Below are 23390 nucleotides of genomic sequence, written 5' to 3' on the forward strand. Positions count from 1 at the left end.
CGCTCCAGAGATCCACTTCACCACCCGTTCCGCCTTGAGCAAGGGGGCTCACCCGATGGCCAAAAAGATCATCCTCGACTGCGACCCCGGACACGACGACGCCATCGCCATGCTGTTGGCGCACGGCAACCCCGACATCGAACTGGTCGCCGTCACGACCGTGGTCGGCAACCAGACGCTGGAGAAGGTGACCCGCAACGCCCTGTCCGTGGCGCGCATCGCCGGGATCACCGGCGTGCCCTTCGCCGCCGGCTGCCTGCGGCCGCTGGTGCGGGCCATCGAGACGGCACCGGACATCCACGGCGAGACCGGTCTGGACGGACCCGTACTGCCCGAGCCGACCCTCGAGCTGGACCGCCGGCACGCCGTCGACCTCATCATCGACACGGTGATGTCGCACGAGCCCGGCGAGATCACCCTCGTCCCGACGGCGGGCCTGACCAACATCGCCCTCGCCGCGCGCAAGGAGCCCCGCATCGTCGAGCGGGTCCGCGAGGTCGTCCTGATGGGCGGCGGCTACCACGAGGGCAACTGGAGCGCGGTCGCCGAGTTCAACATCATCATCGACCCCGAGGCCGCCCACATCGTCTTCAACGAGAGCTGGCCGGTCACCATGGTCGGTCTCGACCTGACGCACCAGGCGCTGGCGACGCCCGAGGTCGCCGAGAAGATCGCCGCGGTCGGCACCAAGCCCGCCAAGTTCGTCGGCGAACTGCTGGACTTCTTCGGCGCCACCTACAAGGAGGCGCAGGGCTTCGAGCACCCGCCCGTGCACGACCCGTGCGCGGTCGCGTACGTGATCGACCCCTCCGTCATGACGGTGCGCAAGGCTCCCGTGGACGTCGAGCTCAGCGGCGGTCTGACCCTGGGCATGACCGTGACGGACTTCCGCGCCCCGGCCCCGGCCGACTGCCACACCCAGGTCGCGGTCGAGCTCGACCGCGAGCGGTTCTGGGACCTCGTGGTGGACGCCCTCGAGCGGATCGGTGACGTCGAGGCATGAGCGCACCCACCACTCTGAACCGGCCCGGCGACGAGATGTCGGGCCGTCGCACCACCCGCGTGGGTGTGCTGATGGCCGCGCTCCTCGCCGCCTGTTTCGCCTTCCAGCTCAACGCGAGCATGCTCAGCCCCGCACTGAAGAACATCGAGGAGAGCTTCGGGGCCAGCTCGGCCGAGATCGGGCTCACCCAGACCGCGTTCTTCACCTCGGCGGCCCTGTTCTCACTCTTCCTGCCGAGGCTGGGCGACGTCATCGGCCGACGCAAGGTCCTGGCCGGCATGCTGGCCCTCATGGCCGTCGGCTGCGTCGTCGCCGCACTGGCGCCGAGCGTGCCCGTGCTGTTCGTCGGCCGCATCATCCAGGGTGTGTCCGGCCCGGTCGTCCCCCTCTGCCTGATCATGCTGCGGCAGGAGGTGAGCGAACCGAAGAAGTACGGCACCCTGCTGGGCGTGATCACCGCCGTCAACGGCGGCATCGCCGGTGTCGACGCCCTCGCCGGGGGCTACCTCGCCGACAACTACGGCTTCCGGTCGGTCTTCTGGACGATGGCCGTCGTGGCGGTCCTCGCCGCCGTGCTGGTCGCCACCCTGACCCCCGAGACCAAGGCGCCCGCCGCGGACCGGATGGACTGGCCGGGTGTCGCGCTCCTCGTCGTGTCCGTCGGCGCACTGCTCACCGCGCTGAACGAGGCCGGCAAGCTCGCCGACGCCAACTGGCTCCTCGTCGCCGTCCTCATCGCCGTCGGCGCGGTCGCCTTCGCCCTGTTCTGGCGGACCGAGGACCGCAGTGCGCATCCGCTGGTCGCCACCCGGCACCTGAAGCAGCGCGCGACCTGGGCGACCCTGCTGACCACCCTGCTCACCATGACGGGCGTGTTCGCCGTCATGAACGGACTGATCCCGGCACTCGCCCAGGACGGGAACGCCGGGCTCGGCATGGGCGCCGAGCAGTCCGCGTGGTGGACCCTCACGCCGTACGCCCTGGCCGGCCTGGCCATGGGGCCCCTCGCCTGGCTCGCCGCCACCTTCGGGTACGGCCGCATCCTGCGGCTGGGGCTGATCGGGGCCGTGGCGGGCGTGCTCCTGATGATCCTCACGGTCGACTCCCAGTCCCGCCCCATGCTGCTGCTGACCTCGGTCCTGGTCGGCATCGCCTACGCGGGCGTGGCGAACATCGTGCTCAACGGGCTCGGCATCGTCCTGTCCCCCAAGGAGAATCCGGGATTCCTGCCCGGCCTGAACGCGGGGGCGTTCAACCTCGGCGCCGGTCTCAGCTTCGCGCTGCTGTACGCGGTCAAGACGGCGGCCCTGCCGGACGATCCCACGTCGCCCGCCGACTACACCGCCGGCATGGTCGCCGGAGTGGTCATCCTGGCCGCCGCCTTCGCGACGTCCTTCATGATCCCGAAGCCGGTGGAGGCCGAGACCCGCGACTGATCCGGGCCATCCGGCACCGCCGCGATCCGGCGGCACTCCGGTGCGGCGACATGACGACGGCCTGTGGCACGGGCCCCGGGAGGAATCCCGGGGCCCGTGCCACAGGCCGTCCGCCGTTCGCCCGCCGGCTGCTCCGGATCCGCCCCGGCGCGCTCACCCGGGCCCATAAGCGCCAACTGGGTCGGCCGTACGCACCCGCACGGAGGCGCTCTCGACCATCGTCCAGGCCATCGACGTGGGGAAAGGGGGGCCGGCTCCGCGGTCCGCCCGTGCGCCCAGGGCACCCGACCTCTTGATTTCATCCCATATTTCGAGACGGGCTGACTGGCACGTGAGATGTTTGAGAGCCTTGAGATGCCTGTACCGTACACGCAGCCTTTCTCTCGGGGAAGGCGCCCGCTGTCGGGCGGGCCGTCGGCGGCACACCGCCGGCGCCTGTTCTCCGCCCTCGTGCGAAAGACCGAGAAATGCCCGCACCCACCACCAGCCCAGCCCCGGCACCCGTGAACTCGCGGTCCCGTGTCCTCGTCGCGAGCCTCATCGGCACGACGATCGAGTTCTACGACTTCTACATCTACGCGACCGCCGCCGTCCTGGTCTTCCCCGCGCTCTTCTTCCCGAACAGCGACCCGACCACCGCGCTGCTGTCGTCCTTCGCGGTGTTCGGCGCCGCCATGGTCGCCCGCCCGATCGGCGCCGTCGTCTTCGGACACCTCGGCGACCGGCTCGGCCGCAAGGGCACCCTGGTGGCCTCGCTGCTCACCATGGGCATCGCCACCTTCCTCATCGGCGTGCTGCCCACCTACGAGCAGGCCGGCTGGATCGCCACCGCGCTGCTGGTGCTGATGCGGCTCGCGCAGGGCTTCGCGCTGGGCGGTGAGTGGAGCGGCGCCGCACTGGTCGCCACGGAGAACGCCCCGAAGAACAAGCGCGCCCTCTACGGCACGTTCCCGCAGCTGGGCGCCCCGCTCGGCTTCATCATCGGCAACGGTCTCTTCCTGATCATCGGCGCGCTGCTGCCGTCCGCCGCGGGCGCCGACCCGTCGCAGCCCTCCGAGGCCTTCCTGAGCTGGGGCTGGCGCATCCCGTTCCTGTTCTCGGCCGTGATGGTCGTGATCGGCCTGTGGGTGCGGATGCGCCTGGTCGAGGCACCGGTCTTCTCCAAGACCCGGGAGGCCGGGCTGGTGCGGAAGCTGCCGCTGGCCACCGTCTTCCGCAGCCACTGGCGGCAGCTGGTCCTCGGCACCTTCTTCATGCTGGCCACGTACGTGCTCTTCTACCTGATGACCACGTTCTCGCTGAGCTACGGCCGTACCCCGACGGACGCCGCCGTGCCCGGCCTGGGGTACAGCTACACCACCTTCGTCCTGATGATGATCTTCGGGGTGCTGTTCTTCGCCGCGTTCACCCTGATCTCCGGCCCGCTCGCCGACAAGTACGGCCGCCGCGCCACCCTGATCTGGGTCACCGCCGCGATCCTGGTCTTCGGTCTGGTGTGGGTGCCGCTGATCGGCCTCGGCACGCTCGGTGTGGTGCTGTGGCTGGTGCTCGGCTTCACGCTGATGGGCATGACCTTCGGCCCGATGGGCGCGCTCCTGCCGGAGCTGTTCCCGACGAGCGTGCGCTACACCGGCTCCGGCATCTCGTACAACGTCAGCTCGATCCTGGGTGCGGCCGTCGCCCCGTTCATCGCGGTGGCGCTGTGGGAGGCAGCCGACGGCTCGCCCTGGCTGGTCGGCGTCTACCTCTCCGCGATGGCCCTGGTGACCCTGGTCTCGCTGCTGATCGGCAAGGAGACGAAGGACACCGCCCTCGACGAGGGCGAGGCCCCCGCCACCGCCGACGCCACCGTCGGCCGGGACGAGTCCTCCGCCACCACCGTGGCTCCCTGAACCGTCCGGCGTCCCACCGCGGCCCCCTTTCCCGGGACAAGGGGAAGAGGGCCGCGGTGTCTTCCCCAGCACCGCCGTGTGCGAACCGCTCGCAAGCATCGCCTCGCCGCTTGGGTCGACGCCGCCGAGGGGCACCTGCACCGACGCCGAAACCGACCGGTGGACCGCCCTGGCCCCGCTCTCCCCGTACAGCCGCCACCCCTCCACCGCAGCGCGGGCATGCCCTGCCGTACCGCCCCGAGTTGCCTGCTGAGCAGCCGCACACGGGCCGGTCCCTCCTACCGGAGCACTTTGCTTTCCTGTGCCCGACCGTCGAGCGCGTGGTTCGCTCCGCGCCCCAGGACGCGGCATCGCTCGCCGCGACGGTCAAGGAGTTCCGAGAGGCCGGAGCCGAGCAACTGGCCTTCCTCCCCACCGGCTCCGGCGTCGACCGGCTGGAGCGACTCCTCGCCGGGTTGACACCGGGCGGCCTCCGGCCCGGGCACCAGCGTCCACCGCGGGAGACCCATCACATTTCGGCAACCTGGCTGAAACCCCCTTGACGTTTCTCCGGCCTCGCCCTTAACTGCACTAAGTAGTTGGTAGTTACAGCAGTTCACGTGCTGCGGCGCTTTCCGCAGTGTTTTGACAGGCATAGACATAGACCACCTGTCGGTGGCTTCGTCATGCCTGTTTTGTGCTCCCCGTGCCGCCGACGGGTCCTCCTCTAAGGCGGATTCATGGCACAACGTTCGAGCGTCAAGGGTGTCGCCGACGTCGTTGCGCTCATCGACGGGCTGGGAAAGATCACCGGCCGGGCGCAGATCATCTGGCTTCTCGTATTCGGTGGGCTGTTCCTCGACGCCTACTCGAACGCGGCGCTGAGCGCCGGTCTGGGGCCGATGACGTCCCAGATGGAACTCACCAGCACCCAGGTGTCGATCCTCACGGCCACCGCTCCGGCCCTGGCGATCATCTTCAACCCGGTCGGTGGCTGGCTCGCCACCCGCATCGGTCGCGTCACCCCGCTGCTCATCGCCAAGGTGTTCGCGATCGCGGGCGCCCTGCTCGCCGCGTTCGCCGACGACTTCAGCGTCGTCTGGCTCGGCCGGGTCCTGGTGGGTATCGCATACGGCATCGACTTCGCGGTCGCCATGGCGCTGCTCGCCGAGTACACGCCCGCGAAGCTGAGCGGTCGGCTGAATCTGTGGCAGGCCGTCTGGTACGTCGCCACCACCAGCAACCTCGCGCTGGCCCTGGTCTTCTTCAACCTGGACGTCGGCGCCGACATCTGGCGCTGGTCGGTCGGCTCGGCCGCCGTCATCGCCGCCGTACTGCTCTTGGGCCAAGCCCTGATGCTCAAGGAGAGCCCGACCTGGCTGGCCAGCAAGGGCCGGTTGGAGGAGGCGGTGACCAACCTGGACAGGATCTACGGGATCAAGGCCGTCGCCGGCACGCCCGACGAAGCGACCCGTACCGCCGCCGAAGCACCCGCCATCGGGTTCCGCCAGGCCGGGCTCCTGTTCAAGGGCGAGTACCTGCCGCGCACGATCCTCTCCTCGGTGATCTCGCTCGGACAGTCGATGCAGTACTTCGCGGTTGGCTGGTACCTGCCGCTGATCAGCCTGACGATCTTCGGCCAGAGCTTCGAGAAGGCCACCATCGGCTCGATGGTCTTCAACGCCGTCGGTATCGCGGGCGGACTGCTGTCCGCGTACTTCGGTCGCCGACTCGGACTGCGGCTCAGCTCCGCCGCCGGTTTCGCCGGGGTCTTCGTGGCCCTGGTGGCGATGGGGCTGACCTTCGAGAAGGTGCCCACGGCCGTGGCGTTCCTGCTGCCGGTGCTGTTCATCCTCTGCCACTCGACGGGCCCCGGCGCCAACGGCAAGTCCATCGCAGCGCTCTCCTACAGCAGCGACATCCGCGCCCTGGGCACCGGTGTCACCGGGATGGTCGGCAGCTTCGGCAGTGTGGTCGGGCTGTACCTGTTCCCGCAGGTCAGGGACTCGCTCGGACTCGCCAACACCTTCCTGGTGCTCTCCGCCGTGCCGCTGCTCGGGCTGATCACCTGCCTGGTGATCAAGTGGGACCCGATGAAGGCCGCTTCGCCCGACGAGGTAGCCGGACAGAACCGCAACACCGCCGCGGAACCCTCCGTGACCGTGCGCTGACCCGCCACACCACACGATGGTCCCCTCCCCTCCGTTTCCCTCCATCCCTCCGTACGGCTCGCTCGCGAAGCTCGCACTGAAAGGGCTGCAATGACGCAGACGTTCTTCGGCGCCGCCCCACGGCGCGGTGTGCTGTCCATCGACGAGGGCACCACGGGCACCCGGGCCGGAGTCGTCCTCGACTCGGGCGCCGTCCACGAGGTGTTCTACCAATCGATCGAGGTCAGCCATCCGGACAACCTCTCGGTCGAGCAGGACCCGATGGAGATCTGGACGGCCACCGTCGAGGTGGCGCGCCGGGCCGTCGGCCGGGCCGAGGAGGAGGGCATCGAGATCGCGGCGGTCGCGGTGTCCACACAGCGGGCGACGGCGATGTTGTGGGACCGGGTCACGGGACGGCCACTGCTGCCGGCCGTGGTGTGGCAGGACCGGCGGTTCGCACACGAACTCACCGCGTACGAGGCGGAGTGGGACGCCGCCCTGCTGGCCCGTCAGGGCCGGCCGGTAGGCGCCCGCGCCCCGTTCCTCTGGGCCGCCCGGCAGATCGCCACGCACCCGGAGGTCGCCGAGGCGCACCGGGCAGGACGGCTGCTCTTCGGCACCGTCGACACCTGGCTGATCTGGCGCCTCACCGGTGGCGCCGTGCACGCCACCACCCCGACCAACGCCGCGTCCACCGGTGGCTACCTGCTGGAGCGGCACGCCTGGGACGAGGAATGGATCGGCCACCTGGGCTTCCCCCTCGACCTGCTGCCGGAGCTCCGCTCCGACGACGCCGGATTCGGCACGACCGACCCGGCCGCCCTCGGCATCGCCGTCCCGCTGGCCGCCTCCATGGGCGACCAGCAATCCGCGCTCGTCGCACTCGGCGGTATCGCCGTCGGGCAGGGCATGTGCATGTACGGGACCGGCGCGTTCGTCGACGCGGCGACCGGTACCCGGCCGGCCCTGCCCCGGCCGGACATCTCCGGCGTGGTCGCCCAGCCCGGTCGGCGGCAGGGCGGCATCAGCCACTACAGCCTGGAGGCGTACACCTCCACCGCGGGTTCGGCACTGCGCTGGCTCTGCGACGACCTGGGGCTGTTCGCATCGCCGCAGGAGCTCGGCGAGGAGGCGGGCCGCGTCGCCACCAGGCCGGGCCGCACGCCGCACTTCGTCCCGGCGCTGGCCGGGGTCCGTACGCCGGTCTGGCACCCGGATGCCACCGCTTCCCTCACCGGGCTCACCCTCGCCACTACCCGGGCCGATCTCGCGCGCGCCGTGCTCGACGGGATCGCGCACTCGGTGTGCGATCTGATCGACGGGGTCGCCGACACCATGGGCACCCCGTTCACGCGGCTCCGGGTCGGCGGCGGCGTCTCCGGCAGCGACCCGCTGATGCGGATCCAGGCCGACCTGGCCGGCCTGCCGCTGGAACGGGTCTCCGACTCCGCCACCGCCAGCCTGCGCGGCACCTCCTATCTGGCCGGGGTCGCCCAGGGTCTGTGGTCCTCACTCGAAGAGGTCGTCGAGGCGCAGCCGCACGGCCGGGTTTTCGAGCCGTCGATCACGGCGGCCGAGCGGACCGAGCAGCGGGCCGCCTGGCGCGACGTGCTGATCGCCCACCTGAACGACCCCGCGCTGCTCCCCCTGCGGGAGGGCGCACCCGAACCTCACACCCCCCACTGACGGCCCCGCCGCATCAGAACACCAGGAGTTGATGTTGTGATCACCATGCCCGCCCGGAAACCGCGGCGCAACGCCGCGGCGACCCGCCGGACGCCCCTGCTCCTAGACCGGGTGGCCCTCAAGCGCCGGCTGGCCGACGACACGTACGACGTGCTCGTCATCGGTGGTGGCATCACCGGGGCGTACGCCGTGCTCGACGCCGCTTCGCGCGGTCTGCGCGCGGCCCTGATCGAGAAGGACGACTTCGCCTCCGGCACCTCGTCGAAGTCGTCGAAGATGGTGCACGGCGGCCTGCGCTACATCGAGCAGGGCAACGTCAACCTGGTCCGCCACTCGCTCCTGGAGCGCCACCGCTTCCGCAAGAACGCCCCGCACCTGGTGCACCGGCTGCCGTTCCTCTTCCCGATCCTGGAGAAGGAGGGCATCTTCGACGCCCGCCTGGCCAAGGGCTTCGAGGGTCTGCTGTGGACATACGACCTGGTCGGCGGATGGCGGATCGGCAAGCTCCACCAGCGGCTCACCGTTCCCGAGGTCCTCGCCCAGGCGCCGACGTTGCGCGCCGAGAACCTCAAGGGCGGGCTGATGTACTTCGACGCCCGCGCCGACGACGCCCGCCTCGTCCTCACCATCGTCCGCACTGCCGCCGCGCTCGGGGCGACGGTCCTCAACGGAGCCAAGGCCGAGGGCCTGTTGATGCAGACGGGCAAGGTGTCCGGTGCCCGGGTCTCGGCGGACGGCGACACCATCGACATCCGCGCCCGAGCCGTGGTCAACGCCACCGGGGTGTGGACCGACGAGCTGGACGTGAAGGCGGACGACGGCCACAAGCCGCAGGTCCGGCCCGCTAAGGGTGTCCACATCGTGGTTCCTTGGGACAAGGTACGGATCAACTGCACGGTCACCGTGCCGATCCCCGGCCGGGCCCGCCGCGCGACCTGCACCCGCTGGGGCAACACCGTCGTGCTGGGCACCACCGACGAGGACTACCAGGGTTCCCCGGACGACGTGCACTGCACCCGCGAGGAGATGGACTTCCTGCTGGAGGGCGCCAACACCGCCTTCGAGGGGAAGCTCACCCCGGACGACGTGGTCGGCTCCATCGGCGGTCTGCGCCCGCTGGTCGGCGGCAAGGAGGGGGCCACCCTCGACATGCGCCGCGACCACCACATCACCATCGGCCGTACCGGCATGGTGACGGTGACCGGTGGCAAGCTCACCACCAGCCGGCACATGGGCGAACTCGTCATCGACAAGGTGATGACGGTCCTCGGCCGCAAGGGGAAGAGCCGCACCACCAACCTCCCGCTCCTCGGCGGCGCCGGTTACGACTCCGAGGCCGTCGCCGCGTCCGGTGGCATCGCCGCGCACCTGGGCGAGCGCTTCGGCACCGAGGCCCGCTTCGTCGGCGACCTCATCCAGGACGACCCGTCGCTGGCCGAGCCGATCGTGGCGGGGCTCCCGTACACCAAGGCCGAGGTAGTGTACGCGGCCCACGCCGAGCTGGCCCGGTCGGTCGACGACGTCCTCTCCCGCCGCACGCGTGCCCGGCTGTTCGCCCGGGACGCCTCCGTCGACGCCGCCGAGACCGTCGGCGCGATCCTCGGCCGGGAACTGAACCTCACGGAGGCGGAGGTCGAGCGCTCGGTCGCCGAGTACCTCGCAGCCGTCCGTCACGAAAAGTCCGTACTCCTCGAAGGGGCAGCAGCATGATCAGCCATCAGACCATCACCCACCCGTTCAACCGGGGCAACTACACCGTCGGTGCCCCCAGCTTCGCCAAGTGGGCGCAGAACACCCCGATCGGTGACGGCGAGGCCGCGCTCCAGGTGGATCCGGTCGAGGTACCCGAGACCGTGGTCGAGGCGCTGCGCGAGGCCGCGCACGCGGTGCACACCTCCCGCGACGAGGTCGTCACTCGGACCCGTGACTGGTGGGCCGGTTCGATGATCGGCGAGACCGAGGGCCGCCCCGCGACCCCGAACGCCGTGATCGTCGAGGCCGCCGACGCCGACCAGGTCGCGGCCGTGCTGCGGATCTGCCACGAGGCCGGCATCCCGGTCACCCCGTCCGCAGGCCGCTCCAACGTCATCGGTGCCGCGCTTCCCGTCTTCGGCGGCGTCGTCCTGGACGTGTGCGGCCTGAACCGGATCATCGGCTTCGACGCCGAGTCGAACATCGTGGACGTCCAGGCCGGCATGTTCGGCGACCTCTTCGAGAAGCAGCTCCAGGAGGAGTACGGCGTCACCACCGGCCACTGGCCGTCCGCGTTCGCCATCTCCACCGTCGGCGGCTGGATCGCCTGCCGCGGCGCCGGCCAGCTCTCCACCCGGTACGGAAAGATCGAGGACATGGTCGTCGGCGTCGACGTCGTGCACGCCGACGGCACGCGGGCCACGTACGGCGACTACGCCCGCGCCGCGGTCGGCCCGGACCTGCGCCAGCTGTTCGTCGGCTCCGAGGGCACCCTCGGCGTCATCGTCTCGGCCCGGCTGCGGGTCCACCCGCTGCCGGAGTACGCCTCCGCAGTCGCGTACGGCTTCAAGACCTTCGCGGAGGGCCTGGACGCCTGCCGCAGGATCATGCAGCGCGGCGCCACCCCGGCCGTCCTGCGCCTGTACGACAAGCTGGAGTCGGGCACCCACTTCGGCCACCCGGAGACCAACCTCCTGCTCATCGCCGACGAGGGCGACCCGGCCATCGTCGACGCCTCGATCAAGGTGGCGAAGGAGGTCTGCGAGGAGTACGGCCCCGAACTGGACAGCCAGGCCGTCTTCGAGCGCTGGCTGGACGAGCGGATGCTGGTCGGCAAGTCCGCCGATGGCTTCAAGCCCGGCCCGGGCTTCGTCGCCGACACCCTGGAGATGGCCGCGTCCTGGACCGACCTCCCGGTGATCTACGACGAGGTGGTCGCCGCGATCCAGGCGGTGGACGGCACCCTGGCCGCGTCGGCCCACCAGTCCCACGCGTACACCGACGGCGCCTGCGTCTACTTCTCGCTCCGCGGGAACGTGGCGCCCGAGTCGCGCCGCGACTGGTACCGCGCGGTGTGGGACGCGGCCAACGCCGTGCTCGTCAAGCACGCCGCGGCGCTCAGCCACCACCACGGCTGCGGTCTGCTGCGCGGCCCCTACCTGGAAGAATCCCTCGGGGCGGGCTTCGCGACGTTCGTCGCGGTGAAGAAGGCCCTGGACCCGGCCGGGATTCTCAACCCTGGCAAACTGGGCCTCCCCAGCCGATTCGGTACGTCTCCGCTGAGCTGACCTCAGCAGCCACGACCCCTTCCTCTCCAGGCAGGCCCTTGCCATGATCCCTTCCTCGTCCCGGTCCGGTGCCGCACTCGACCCCCGGCTCGCTTCCGCGTTCGCCGAGGTCCCGGTCGTCGCGTCGGTCGTGGGCACCCAGCCGGTGCGGCAGTTCCTGACCGCACCGGCCAAGGTGTGCATCGTCGCGTCGCTCACGGTGGGGCAGTTGCCCCAGGTCGTGCCGGCGCTGGGCCGGGCGGGGAAGACCGTGTTCGTGAACGTGGACAGCAGCCCCGGTCTGGCACAGGACCGGGGCGCGCTGGAGTTCCTCAAGAACATGGGCGCCCACGGCGTCGTCAGTACCCGGCTGTCGATGGCGGAGAAGGGCCGGCCGCTCGGCCTGCTGACGATGATGAAGGTGTTCGTCACCGACCGGTCCAATCTGCGCCGCTCCACGGACGCGATCTCGCGCGGGGCGCCGGACCTGGTCGAAGTCATGCCCGCCCCGATCATCGCCCGGATGAGCGCGCAGGCACAGCGCGCGATGTCCCCGTCGGTCGCCGCGGGCTTCGTGGAGACTCCCGCGGACGTGGCGCTCGCCCTGGCCCTCGGGTCCGTCGCCGCCGCCACGTCCGACCCCCGCCTCTGGCACCTGCGCCGGGACCAGCTGCCGCCGGTCCCGCCCGCCGCGATGAAGAGATCCGCCGCACCGTCCAAGGAGTAAGTACCCCATGTCATACGTCGTGGTCGCCCGCTACCGCACCAAGGAGGGCGAGGAGAACAACGTTCTCCCCCTGCTCGACACCATGGCCGCCGCCTCCCGACAGGAGCCGGGCAACCTCGCCTACCGCGTCCACCAGGGCACCGAGGACCCGCGGGCGATCGTGCTGTACGAGGAGTACGTGTCCGAGGCCGACTTCACCGCGCACTGCTCCACCCCGCACTTCCAGGAGATCGTGCTCGGCAAGGTCGTCCCACTGCTGGAGAGCCGTGACGTGCTGCGTTGCGTCCCGCGTCCGGAGGTGCGGGCATGAAGACCCGTGCGGTGGTGCTGCGCGGTGTGTCGTCCGCCCGCCCCTACTCCGAGACCCGCCCGGTCGAGGTGGAGGAACTGGAGCTGGGCGCTCCGCGCGAGGGCGAGGTGCTGGTCCGGATAGCGGCCGCCTCGCTCTGCCACTCGGACCTGTCGGTGGTCAACGGCGACCGGGTCCGCCCTCTGCCGATGGCGCTGGGCCACGAGGCGGTGGGCGTCGTCCAGGACACCGGACCGGGTGTCAACCGGGTCCGTCCCGGTGACCACGTGGCCCTGGTCTTCGTGCCGAGCTGCGGCTTCTGCGCCGACTGCGCGGCCGGACGACCCGCCCTGTGCGCACAGGCCGCTGCGGCGAACGGATCGGGTGATCTGCTGCACGGCCCGTCGCTGCTGACCGACGCCTCCGGCACTCCGGTCCACCACCAGCTGGGCGTCTCCGCGTTCTCCGAGCACGCGGTGCTGGCCCAGGAGTCGGTGGTGCCGATTCCGAAGGACATCCCGTTCGCGGTGGCGTCGATGTTCGGCTGCGCGGTCCTGACCGGTGCCGGAGCCGTCATCAACACGGCGGCCCTGCGCCCCGGCCAGTCGACGGTGGTCTACGGCCTGGGCGGCGTGGGCCTGTCCGCGGTCCTGGGTGCCCGCGCAGCGGGGGCGTACCCGATCATCGCGGTCGACCCGGTCCGGGAGAAGCGTGAGCTGGCTCTGCAGCTGGGCGCGACTCACGCCTGCGCCCCCGGCGAGGCGATCGAGGAGATCCGTGAACTCACCGGTGGTGGGGCAGAGTTGGCAGTGGAGGCGGTGGGGAGCCCCACGGTGATGGCTCAGTGCCTGGCCGCCGTGGCCCGGGGCGGCAAGGCCGTCTCGGTGGGCCTGCCCGCCCCCGACCGGGTGCTGGAGGTCCCGGCCCTGACGTTCGCGGGCGAGGGCAAGTCCCTGCTGGGCTCGTACATGGGCGACGCGGTCCCACGCCGCGACATCCCCAGGTTCCTGGACCTGTGGCGGGCCGGTCTGATGCCGGTGGAGCGGATGCACACGGGCACACTGCCGTTGTCCGACATCAACGCGGCGTTGGAGGAGCTGGCTTCGGGCCGGGCAATCCGTCAGGTCATCGACACGTCGGGCCTACTGGACGCCTGACGCGGTCCCGCGCCCGGCCGATGGCGCCCCTTCCGGTGGCGGGAGGGGCGCCATCGGCGCCTTCCCTCGGTGACCGGGCCGTGCAGGAGGCTACTCGGGTAGCTCGGCCGCGCTGCCCCGGTCTGCGGGAGGACGGGTGAGCCGCGCCGCCGAGCACCGGGTCAAACGGCTTTCAACGCCCTGTGGGTGGTGCTTTCCGTACCGTCCGCGCCGACCGTCGAAAGTGTAGTGGGTGAGAGCGGTCTGGTCGCGCAACAGGCCCGAGGGGTCACTGAGAGTCCCGAAGGCATTGCACGGTGCATTCATGCAGCCGACGCCGACGAGAAAGACCCACTTTACGAATGCCTGAACATCACCATCAGCTAAGAGCGTGCGAAAAGGGCCACGACCGTAAGGTCGAGGCCCTTGCATCCGTATCGTCACTGCGAGTGTCCGAGGGGGGACTTGAACCCCCACGCCCGATAAAGGGCACTAGCACCTCAAGCTAGCGCGTCTGCCATTCCGCCACCCGGACCAGGTGTGCATCGCCTTGCCAGGGGCGTTCCCCTCAGCGACGTGGACAACCATACCAAGGTTTCGCAGTGCCTTTCACCTGCGTTTCCGTGCCCTGGGCAGGGGGTTCGGGCCTGTCGGGCACACCCTCTCGGCAGTCGCACCGTGAGTGGCGGAACAGCTACCCGGGGGCCGCGTCGGCAGGACACCGCCCGCTGCCGACGCGGCCCGGTACCGGTGCCCGGGACTCGTCACGGCATGAGCTGGTACTCCGGGAAGTTGCCCGGCAGCCGCTCCTCCGCCGGGCCCTGCGTCACGGCGCGGACCAGCAGCTCGCCGCCGACGAACGCGCCGCGCCAGGACGCGCCGAACCCGCCGAACAGCTCGTCCCGGTCACCGCGGGAGCGCGGGGTGCCGTGGCCGACCTTGAAGGCGCGGATCTGCGGGGCGAGCCGGTCGTAGGTCGCCCGGTCGTCCGTGGAGAGCGTGGCCACCAGCGCGCCGTTGGACGCGTTCATGGCGGCCAGCAGCTCCGCCTCCGTGTCAACCAGGACGATCGTGTCGACCGGCCCGAACGGCTCCGCGTGGTACAGCGGCGACGACGGGGGCGGACCCAGCAGCGTGACGGGCTGGACGTACGCCGAGGTGTCCTGGCCGGGCAGGAAGCGGGCGTCCGCCTCGTTGCCGTGGTGCAGCGGAACGGCGCCGCGGTCGACGGCCTCGGCGACCTGGTCGCGCAGCTCCTTGGCCTTGGCCGCGTTGATCACCGGCCCGAAGTCCAGCCGCGGGTAGGGGTCCTCGGGGTGCTCCACGGCGAGCGGGTGGCCGATCCTGAGCGTGCGCACCGCGGGGAGGTAGGCCGCCAGGAACGCGTCGAAAAGGTGTCGTTGGACGACGAAGCGTGGGTACGCCGTGCAGCGCTGCTTGCCGTAGTCGAAGAGTTTGGGGACGACCGCTGTGAGCGTGTCCCAGTCCGAGTAGTTCCAGACGCCCCAGGTGTTGAGTCCTTCCTGTTCGAGGATGTGCCGCTTGCCGAGGTCGGCGACGGCCGTGGCCACCGCGGCGCCGGTGTCGCGGCCGCCGACGAAGGAGACGCAGCCGATCTCGGGTGCCCGCAGCAGCGCCTCGGACAGTTCGCCTCCGCTGCCGCTGACGAGGGTCACGGGAATCCCCTCGCGGGCGGCGAGCGCCGAGGCCAGGGTCAGACAGGCGACGCCGCCGTCGGTCGGGGTCTTGGCGATGACCGCGTTGCCTGCCAGTGCCTGTACCAGCATGGCGTGGACAAGCACGCTCATCGGGTAGTTCCAGCTCGCGATGTTGGACACCGGCCCGTCCAGCGGGGCCCGGCCGGCGACGATGGCGTCGATGCCGTCGACGTACCAGCGCACGCCGTCGATGGCCCGGTCGACGTCCGCCTGGGCGAGCCGCCAGGGTTTGCCGATCTCCCAGACAAGGAGGAGGGCGAGCAGTTCACGGTGTTCGGTGAGGGCGTCCAGCGTGGCGGCGACGCGGGCGCGGCGTTCCGGCAGCGGGATGTGCCGCCAGGCGCGGTGCTGGTCGAGCGCGGCGCGTACGGCGTTCCGGGCGGTGACCCGGTCCAGGCGCGGCGGGCCGACGACGGGGCTGCCGTCGACGGGGCTGACGGCGGGCAGCGTGCTGCCGTCGGCCTGCCAGGCGGCGTTCCAGAGGTTGAGGACGCGGTCGTCCCGGAAGGCCTCGGGGGCGACGGCGAGGCAGCGTTGCCAGGCGTCGGTCCAGGAGGTGCCGGCTTTGAGGGTGAGGGTGGATGCCATGCGGTTCACTCCGCTCTCGGTGCACAGTCGAGAGGAGGGGGCCCCTGGGGCCGCCCTTGGTTGGTGTACGGCTGGGCTGGGGTGGATCACCCTCCGGCTTCGAGGACGGCCAGTACGTGTCGTGCCGTTTCCGTGGGGGTGCCGCCCACCCGGACGCCGACGGCTTCCAGGGCGTCCTTCTTCGCCTGGGCCGTGCCCGAGGAGCCGGAGACGATCGCGCCCGCGTGGCCCATGGTACGGCCCTCGGGTGCGGTGAAGCCCGCGATGTAGGCGACGACGGGCTTGGTGACGTGCGCGCGAATGTAGGCCGCCGCGCGTTCCTCGGCGTCGCCGCCGATCTCACCGATGAGGACGACGAGGTCGGTGTCGGGGTCGTCCTGGAAGGCGGCGAGGCAGTCGATGTGGGTGGTGCCGACGACGGGGTCGCCGCCGATGCCGACGCAGGTCGAGAAGCCGATGTCCCGCAGCTCGTACATGAGCTGGTAGGTGAGCGTGCCGGACTTGGAGACCAGTCCGATGCGGCCCGGCTTGGTGATGTCGGCCGGGATGATGCCGGCGTTGGACTGTCCGGGGGTGATCAGGCCGGGGCAGTTGGGGCCGATGACCCGGGTGCCCCGCTGCCGTGCGTGCGTGGTGAAGGCGACGGAGTCGTGGACGGGGATGCCCTCGGTGATGACGACCGCCAGGCCGATGCCGGCGTCGGCCGCTTCGATGACGGCCGCCTTGGCGTGGGCGGGCGGTACGAAGACGACCGTGACGTCGGCTCCGGTCGCTTGTATACCGTCGGCGACCGATCCGAAGACGGGGACGACCCGCTCGTCGAAGTCGACGGTTTGGCCGGCCTTGCGGGGGTTGACTCCGCCGACGACGTTCGTGCCGGCGGCGAGCATCCGCCGGGTGTGCTTCATGCCCTCGCCGCCGGTCATTCCCTGGACGAGGACCTTGCTCTCCTTGGTGAGGTGGATCGCCATGCCCTGTCTCCTCAGGCTGTGGTGGCGAGTCGGGCCGCGCGGCTCGCGGCGCCGTCCATCGTGGTGGCCTGTTCGACCAGCGGGTGTGCGTGTGCGTCGAGGATGGCGCGGCCCCGGGCCGCGTTGTTGCCGTCGAGGCGTACGACGAGCGGCTTGGTCAGCCGGACGGTGTCCAGGGCGCGGACGATGCCGTCGGCCACCGCGTCGCAGGCGGTGATGCCGCCGAAGACGTTGACGAAGACGGACTTCACGGCCGGGTCGGAGAGGATGACCGACAGTCCGTCCGACATGATCTGCGCCGACGCCCCGCCGCCGATGTCGAGGAAGTTGGCGGGGCGGGCTCCGCAGCCGGCGACGACGTCGAGGGTCGACATGACCAGGCCGGCGCCGTTGCCGATGATGCCGACCTCGCCGTCCAGTTTGACGTAGTTGAGGCCCTTCGCCGCCGCGGCTTCCTCCAGCGGGTCGTCGGGGGCCGAGTCCTCCGCGCCCCACCGTGCCTGCCGGAAGCGGGCGTTGTCGTCGAGGGTGATCTTGCCGTCGAGGGCCATGATCCGTCCGTCGCGCGTGCGGACGAGCGGGTTGACCTCGACGAGCAGGGCGTCCTCGCGGACGAGGACCTCCCAGAGCCGGACGAGGACGTCGACGGTCCGCGGCGGGAGGCCCGCCGCCTCGGCGATGCGGGCCGCGGTCGCCGAGGTGACGCCCTCGGCGGGGTCGACGGGGACGCGTGCGACGGCCCCGGGGCGGGTGGCGGCGACCTCCTCGATGTCCATGCCGCCCTCGGCGGAGGCGATGGCGAGGAAGTGGCCGGCCGCGCGGTCGAGGACGTAGGAGACGTAGAACTCGTCCTCGATCTCCACGGGCTGGGCCAGCATGACCTTGCCGACCGTGTGTCCCTTGATGTCCATGCCGAGGACCTGGCGTGCCGTCAGTTCGGCGGCGGCCGGGTCGGCGGCGGTCTTCACTCCGCCCGCCTTGCCGCGTCCGCCGGTCTTGACCTGTGCCTTGACGACGACGCGGCCGCCGAGCCGGCGGGCGATCGCGCGGGCCTGTTTGGGCGCGTCGGTGACCTCGGCCTTCGGTACCGCGATGCCGTGTTCCTCGAAGAGTTGCCTTGCCTGGTGTTCGTACAGGTCCATCTCGGCTCCTGTCTGCGAAGTCGCCGGAAGGTCGCTGGGAGAAGCCGGAGTCCGGCGGGGAAAAGTGCCGCATACCCCCTGGACACCACCCATGGGATGCGGGATAACAAGCTTCATACAGTATTCGTCGACTGTATGCAATGTGCTGCGAGAGCGGTGCGTGAGAGCACTGCGCGAGAGCGTTCCCACCCCCTATGAAGGGACAGGACTTCGCCATGCCCGACGACACACAGGACCTGATCTCCGGCGGTCACCTCGTCGCCAAGGCCCTCAAGGCCGAGGGCGTCGACCGCATCTACACGCTGTGCGGCGGCCACATCATCGACATCTACGACGGCTGCGTGGACGAGGGCATCGAGGTCGTCGACGTACGCCACGAACAAGTGGCCGCGCACGCGGCCGACGGCTACGCACGGATCACCGGCAAGCCCGGCTGCGCGGTCGTCACCGCGGGTCCGGGCACCACCGACGCCGTCACCGGCGTCGCCAACGCCTTCCGCGCCGAGTCGCCGATGCTGCTGATCGGTGGTCAGGGGGCCCTGACCCAGCACAAGATGGGGTCCCTGCAGGACCTGCCGCACGTCGACATGATGACCCCCATCACCAAGTTCGCGGCGACCGTGCCGGACACGGCGCGCGCGGCGGACATGGTGTCGATGGCCTACCGCGAGTGCTACCACGGCGCGCCCGGCCCCTCCTTCCTGGAGATCCCGCGCGACGTACTGGACGCCAAGGTCCCGGCGTCCACGGCGCGCGTGCCGCGGCAGGGCGCCTACCGCGCCTCGACGCGCTCGGCCGGCGACCCCGAGGCCGTCGAGAAGCTCGCCGACCTGCTGACGCACGCCGAGAAGCCGGCGATCCTGCTCGGCAGCCAGGTGTGGACCACCCGGGGCACCGAGGCGGCCACCGAACTCGTCCGCACCCTCAACATCCCCGCCTACATGAACGGCGCGGGACGCGGCACCCTGCCGCCCGGCGACCCTCACCACTTCCAGCTGTCACGCCGGTACGCCTTCTCCCACGCCGACGTCATCGTGATCGTCGGCACGCCCTTCGACTTCCGTATGGGCTACGGCAAGCGGCTGTCGCCGACGGCGACCGTCGTGCAGATCGACCTCGACTACCGCACCGTCGGCAAGAACCGCGACATCGACCTCGGCATCGTCGGTGACGCGGGGCTGGTGCTGAAGTCGGTGACGGAGGCGGCCTCCGGAAGGGTCAACGGCGGGGCGTCCCGGCGCAAGGAGTGGCTGGACGAGCTGCGCGCGGCCGAGCAGACCGCGCTGGAGAAGCGGCTGCCGCAGCTCAGGTCGGACGCCTCGCCCATCCACCCGTACCGGCTGGTCAGCGAGATCAACGACTTCCTCACCGAGGACTCGATCTACATCGGCGACGGCGGCGACATCGTCACCTTCTCCGGGCAGGTCGTCCAGCCCAAGTCGCCCGGCCACTGGATGGACCCGGGCCCGCTCGGCACCCTCGGCGTCGGCGTCCCCTTCGTGCTCGCGGCCAAGCAGGCCCGGCCCGACAAGGAGGTCGTCGCCCTCTTCGGCGACGGCGCCTTCTCCCTGACCGGCTGGGACTTCGAGACCCTCGTCCGCTACGACCTGCCCTTCGTCGGCATCGTCGGCAACAACTCCTCGATGAACCAGATCCGTTACGGCCAAGCCGCCAAGTACGGCAAGGAGCGGGACCGGGTCGGCAACACCCTCGGCGACGTCCAGTACGACAAGTTCGCGCAGATGCTGGGCGGTCACGGCGAGGAGGTCCGCGACCCCGCCGACATCGGCCCCGCGCTGCGCCGGGCCCGCGAGTCGGGCAAGCCGTCCCTGATCAACGTCTGGGTGGACCCGGACGCGTACGCCCCCGGAACCATGAACCAGACCATGTACAAGTGAGGTGACCCCGGTGACCACCGAGACCGCCATGAACGCACGCACCGCCAAGGCGCTTGACGGCATCCGCGTCCTGGACATGACGCACGTGCAGTCCGGGCCCTCCGCGACCCAGCTGCTGGCCTGGCTCGGCGCGGACGTCGTCAAACTGGAGGCCCCGACCGGGGACATCACGCGCACACAGCTGCGCGACCTCCCGGACGTCGACTCCCTCTACTTCACGATGCTCAACTGCAACAAGCGGAGCATCACCCTCAACACCAAGACCGAGCGCGGCAAGGAGATCCTCACCGAGCTGATCCGGCGCTCGGACGTCATGGTCGAGAACTTCGGGCCGGGTGCCGTCGACCGGATGGGTTTCACCTGGGACCGCATCAAGGAGATCAATCCACGGATCGTCTACGCCTCCATCAAGGGGTTCGGCGACGGCCCGTACACCGACTTCAAGGCGTACGAGGTCGTCGCGCAGGCCATGGGCGGGTCGATGTCGACCACCGGTTTCGAGGACGGACCGCCGCTGGCGACGGGGGCCCAGATCGGGGACTCGGGCACGGGCATCCACGTGGTGGCGGGCATCCTCGCCGCCCTGTTCCAGCGGGAGCACACCGGACGCGGGCAGCGGGTGAACGTGGCCATGCAGCACGCGGTGCTCAACCTCTGCCGGGTGAAGCTGCGCGACCAGCAGCGCCTGACCCACGGTCCGCTCGCCGAATACCCCAACGAGGACTTCGGCGACGAGGTTCCCCGGTCCGGAAACGCGTCCGGCGGCGGGCAGCCCGGCTGGGCGGTCAAGTGCGCGCCGGGCGGACCGAACGACTACGTGTACGTGATCGTGCAGCCCGTCGGCTGGAAGCCGATCAGTGAGCTGATCGGCCGACCGGAGCTGGCCGACGACCCCGACTGGGCGACGCCCCGGGCGCGGCTGCCCAGGCTGGGCAAGATGTTCCAGCTGATCGAGGAATGGTCCTCGACGCTGCCCAAGTGGGAGGTGCTGGAGCGGCTGAACGCGCACAACATCCCGTGCGGGCCGATCCTGTCCACCAAGGAGATCATCGAGGACCCCTCGCTGGCCGCGAACGAGATGGTCGTCACCGTCCCGCACCCCGAGCGCGGCGAGTTCGTCACCGTCGGCAGCCCGCTGAAGCTCTCCGACTCCCCCGTCGACGTGGTCGCCTCCCCGCTGCTCGGCGAGCACAACGAAGAGGTGTTCGTCGGCGAGCTCGGACTCGGCGACGAGGAACTGCGTCTGCTCAAGTCGAACGGAGTGATCTGACGTGATGGCCGAGGACCGCACGCTCCGGGTGCGCGCGCTGCTCGACGCGGTGCGCGCCGACGGGCGCACCGCCCTCACCGCGCCCGAGGGCAAGGTGCTGGCGGACGCGTACGGGATCGCCGTACCGGGTGAGGAACTGGCGACGGACGTCGACGAGGCCGTGGCGTACGCGGCGCGGTTCGGCGGGCCCGTCGTGATGAAGATCGTCTCGCCGGACATCCTGCACAAGACCGATGCCGGCGGTGTGATCGTCGGTGTGGAGGGCGCGGCCGACGTGCGGGCGGCGTTCTGCCGGATCGTGGAGAACGCGCGCGCCTACGCCCCTGCCGCCCGGATCGACGGTGTGCAGGTGCAGGAGCTGCTGCCGCAGGGGCAGGAGGTCATCGTCGGCGCAGTCACGGATCCGACGTTCGGGAAGGTGGTGGCGTTCGGCCTCGGCGGGGTGCTCGTCGAGGTGCTCAAGGACGTCACCTTCCGGCTCGCGCCGGTGGACCCCGACGAGGCGCTGTCGATGCTGGACTCGATCCGGGCGGCGGAGGTCCTCCGCGGGGTGCGGGGCCGGGCGGGTGTGGACCGGTGGGCGGTCGCCGAGCAGATCCGCCGGGTGTCGGAACTCGTCGCGGACTTCCCTCAGATCGCCGAGGTGGACCTCAACCCGGTCATCGCCACCCCGGACGGGGCCGTCGCCGCGGACATCCGCGTGATCCTGTCCACCGAGACGCCCAAGGAGCGCCGCCAGTACTCGCGCGAGGAGATCCTGACCTCGATGCGGCGGCTGATGCAGCCGGGTTCGGTCGCGGTGATCGGTGCCTCGAACGAGCCGGGCAAGATCGGCAACTCGGTGATGCGCAATCTGGTCGACGGCGGTTTCGCCGGGGAGATCCATCCGGTGAACCCCAAGTCCGATGACATTCTGGGCCGCAAGGCGTACAAGAGTGTCACGGACGTCCCCGGTGAGGTGGATGTGGCGGTCTTCGCGATCCCCGCCAAGTTCGTGGCCGCGGCGCTGGAGGAGGTGGGGCGCAAGAAGATCCCGAACGCCGTCCTCATCCCCTCCGGGTTCGCCGAGACCGGTGAGCACGAACTCCAGGACGAGATCGTGGCGATCGCCGAGCGGCACGGCATCCGGCTGCTCGGGCCCAACATCTACGGCTACTACTCGACGTGGCAGGACCTGTGCGCCACGTTCTGCACGCCGTACGACGTCAGGGGCGGAGTCGCGCTGACCTCGCAGTCGGGCGGTATCGGGATGGCCATCCTGGGTTTCGCCCGCACCACCAGGACGGGTGTGTCGGCGATCGTCGGGCTGGGCAACAAGTCGGACCTGGACGAGGACGACCTGCTGACCTGGTTCGGGGAGGACCCGCGCACCGACTGCATCGCCATGCACCTGGAGGACCTCAAGGACGGGCGGGCGTTCGTGCGGGCCGCGCGGGAGACCGTGCCGAAGAAGCCGGTCGTGGTGCTGAAGGCGGGACGTACGGCGGCGGGCGCGAAGGCCGCGGGCTCGCACACCGGCGCCCTGGCGGGTGACGACGCCGTGTACGACGACATCCTGCGGCAGGCCGGGGTGATCCGCGCGCCGGGTCTGAACGACATGCTCGAGTACGCGCGCGCGTTGCCGGTGCTGCCCACCCCGAAGGGCGACAACGTCGTGATCATCACGGGGGCGGGCGGCAGCGGGGTACTGCTGTCGGACGCGGTGACGGACAACGGGCTGTCGCTGATGGAGATCCCGCCGGATCTGGACGCGGCGTTCCGGAAGTTCATCCCGCCGTTCGGGGCGGCCGGCAACCCGGTGGACATCACCGGGGGCGAGCCGCCGTCCACGTACGAGGCGACGATCCGGCTGGGGCTGGAGGACCCGCGCATCCATGCGCTGGTCCTCGGTTACTGGCACACCATCGTCACGCCTCCCATGGTGTTCGCCGAGCTCACCGCGCGGGTGGTGGCCGAGTTCCGCGAACGGGGCGTCGAGAAGCCCGTGGTGGCGTCGCTCGCGGGCGACGTGGAGGTCGAGGAGGCGTGCCAGTACCTCTTCGAGCGGGGGGTCGTGGCGTACCCGTACACGACCGAGCAGCCGGTGGCCGTGCTCGGCGCGAAGTACCGCTGGGCCCGCGCGGCGTCAAGGCTGGGGGTCGAAGGCCCCTCCGACAGGGCGGTGGCGGGCGACGGGCGGGAGTCGGGGGGCGGTTCATGAGGTGAGTGAACCGGAGGGCCGGCCGACGGTGCGCGTCGGCCGGCCCGGGACCCGAACGCGCAC

The 23390-nt window shown here is 70.6% G+C and carries 17 protein-coding genes and 1 tRNA gene; 14 read left to right on the forward strand and 4 right to left on the reverse strand.

Annotation, left to right across the window (positions count from 1 at the left end; genetic code table 11):
* Window positions 1-55 precede the first annotated feature (55 nt).
* The 11 genes from WJ438_RS06390 to WJ438_RS06440 all read left to right on the forward strand — a co-directional run bounded on the left by WJ438_RS06390 (window position 56) and on the right by WJ438_RS06440 (window position 13561).
* A complete protein-coding gene (locus WJ438_RS06390; protein WP_406724336.1) occupies window positions 56-1003 on the forward strand; it encodes a nucleoside hydrolase in 948 nt (315 codons plus the stop codon).
* Window positions 1000-2439: an MFS transporter gene (locus tag WJ438_RS06395; RefSeq protein ID WP_406724337.1), complete on the forward strand. Its 1440-nt coding sequence runs from the start codon at window positions 1000-1002 to the stop codon at window positions 2437-2439. Before WJ438_RS06390 ends, WJ438_RS06395 begins: the two co-directional genes overlap by 4 nt.
* A gap of 467 nt (window positions 2440-2906) precedes the next feature.
* Entirely contained in the window at window positions 2907-4331 is a 1425-nt protein-coding gene (locus WJ438_RS06400; RefSeq protein ID WP_406724338.1) for an MFS transporter, read from the forward strand.
* Window positions 4332-4651: 320 nt separating this feature from the next.
* Complete coding sequence (locus tag WJ438_RS06405; protein ID WP_406724339.1) at window positions 4652-4873, forward strand: hypothetical protein; 222 nt, start codon at window positions 4652-4654, stop codon at window positions 4871-4873.
* A 177-nt stretch (window positions 4874-5050) separates the two neighbouring features.
* On the forward strand, window positions 5051-6481 hold the full coding sequence (locus WJ438_RS06410; RefSeq protein ID WP_406724340.1) for an MFS transporter: 1431 nt from the start codon (window positions 5051-5053) through the stop codon (window positions 6479-6481).
* Window positions 6482-6571: 90 nt separating this feature from the next.
* Window positions 6572-8149 carry an FGGY family carbohydrate kinase gene (locus tag WJ438_RS06415; protein WP_406724341.1) on the forward strand — a complete coding sequence of 526 codons (1578 nt, stop codon included), beginning with the start codon at window positions 6572-6574 and terminating at the stop codon, window positions 8147-8149.
* Window positions 8150-8185: 36 nt separating this feature from the next.
* Window positions 8186-9859, forward strand: a complete 1674-nt coding sequence (locus WJ438_RS06420; RefSeq protein ID WP_406724342.1) for an FAD-dependent oxidoreductase — start codon at window positions 8186-8188, stop codon at window positions 9857-9859.
* A complete protein-coding gene (locus tag WJ438_RS06425; protein WP_406724343.1) occupies window positions 9856-11409 on the forward strand; it encodes an FAD-binding oxidoreductase in 1554 nt (517 codons plus the stop codon). Before WJ438_RS06420 ends, WJ438_RS06425 begins: the two co-directional genes overlap by 4 nt.
* Window positions 11410-11455: 46 nt before the next feature.
* Window positions 11456-12115, forward strand: coding sequence for a glycerol-3-phosphate responsive antiterminator (locus tag WJ438_RS06430; protein WP_406729608.1), 660 nt, complete (start codon window positions 11456-11458; stop codon window positions 12113-12115).
* 7 nt (window positions 12116-12122) lie between these two features.
* Window positions 12123-12425 carry a putative quinol monooxygenase gene (locus WJ438_RS06435; protein WP_406724344.1) on the forward strand — a complete coding sequence of 101 codons (303 nt, stop codon included), beginning with the start codon at window positions 12123-12125 and terminating at the stop codon, window positions 12423-12425.
* A complete protein-coding gene (locus WJ438_RS06440; protein ID WP_406724345.1) occupies window positions 12422-13561 on the forward strand; it encodes a zinc-binding dehydrogenase in 1140 nt (379 codons plus the stop codon). Before WJ438_RS06435 ends, WJ438_RS06440 begins: the two co-directional genes overlap by 4 nt.
* Before the next feature lie 429 nt (window positions 13562-13990).
* Here WJ438_RS06440 and WJ438_RS06445 read toward each other — a convergent pair.
* From WJ438_RS06445 to sucC, 4 genes are all read right to left on the reverse strand, one after another.
* Window positions 13991-14075, reverse strand: a tRNA-Leu gene (locus WJ438_RS06445).
* A gap of 229 nt (window positions 14076-14304) precedes the next feature.
* Window positions 14305-15846, reverse strand: a complete 1542-nt coding sequence (locus WJ438_RS06450; protein WP_406724346.1) for an aldehyde dehydrogenase family protein — start codon at window positions 15844-15846, stop codon at window positions 14305-14307.
* Window positions 15847-15932: 86 nt separating this feature from the next.
* Window positions 15933-16817 (reverse strand): succinate--CoA ligase subunit alpha, encoded by an 885-nt coding sequence (sucD, locus tag WJ438_RS06455; RefSeq protein WP_406724347.1) that lies wholly within the window; start codon window positions 16815-16817, stop codon window positions 15933-15935.
* An 11-nt stretch (window positions 16818-16828) separates the two neighbouring features.
* Window positions 16829-17959, reverse strand: a complete 1131-nt coding sequence (sucC, locus tag WJ438_RS06460; protein WP_406724348.1) for an ADP-forming succinate--CoA ligase subunit beta — start codon at window positions 17957-17959, stop codon at window positions 16829-16831.
* Between the two features lie 215 nt (window positions 17960-18174).
* Between sucC and WJ438_RS06465 the strand changes: the two genes are divergently transcribed.
* From WJ438_RS06465 to WJ438_RS06475, 3 genes are read left to right on the forward strand one after another with little or no spacing between them, the layout of a single operon-like run.
* A complete protein-coding gene (locus WJ438_RS06465; RefSeq protein WP_406724349.1) occupies window positions 18175-19857 on the forward strand; it encodes a thiamine pyrophosphate-binding protein in 1683 nt (560 codons plus the stop codon).
* 28 nt (window positions 19858-19885) lie between these two features.
* Complete coding sequence (gene frc / locus WJ438_RS06470) at window positions 19886-21127, forward strand: formyl-CoA transferase (protein ID WP_406729609.1); 1242 nt, start codon at window positions 19886-19888, stop codon at window positions 21125-21127.
* A gap of 4 nt (window positions 21128-21131) precedes the next feature.
* Window positions 21132-23327 (forward strand): acetate--CoA ligase family protein, encoded by a 2196-nt coding sequence (locus WJ438_RS06475; RefSeq protein WP_406724350.1) that lies wholly within the window; start codon window positions 21132-21134, stop codon window positions 23325-23327.
* Window positions 23328-23390 lie beyond the last annotated feature (63 nt).

This window comes from Streptomyces sp. GD-15H (assembly GCF_045291515.1).
Taxonomy (GTDB): domain Bacteria; phylum Actinomycetota; class Actinomycetes; order Streptomycetales; family Streptomycetaceae; genus Streptomyces.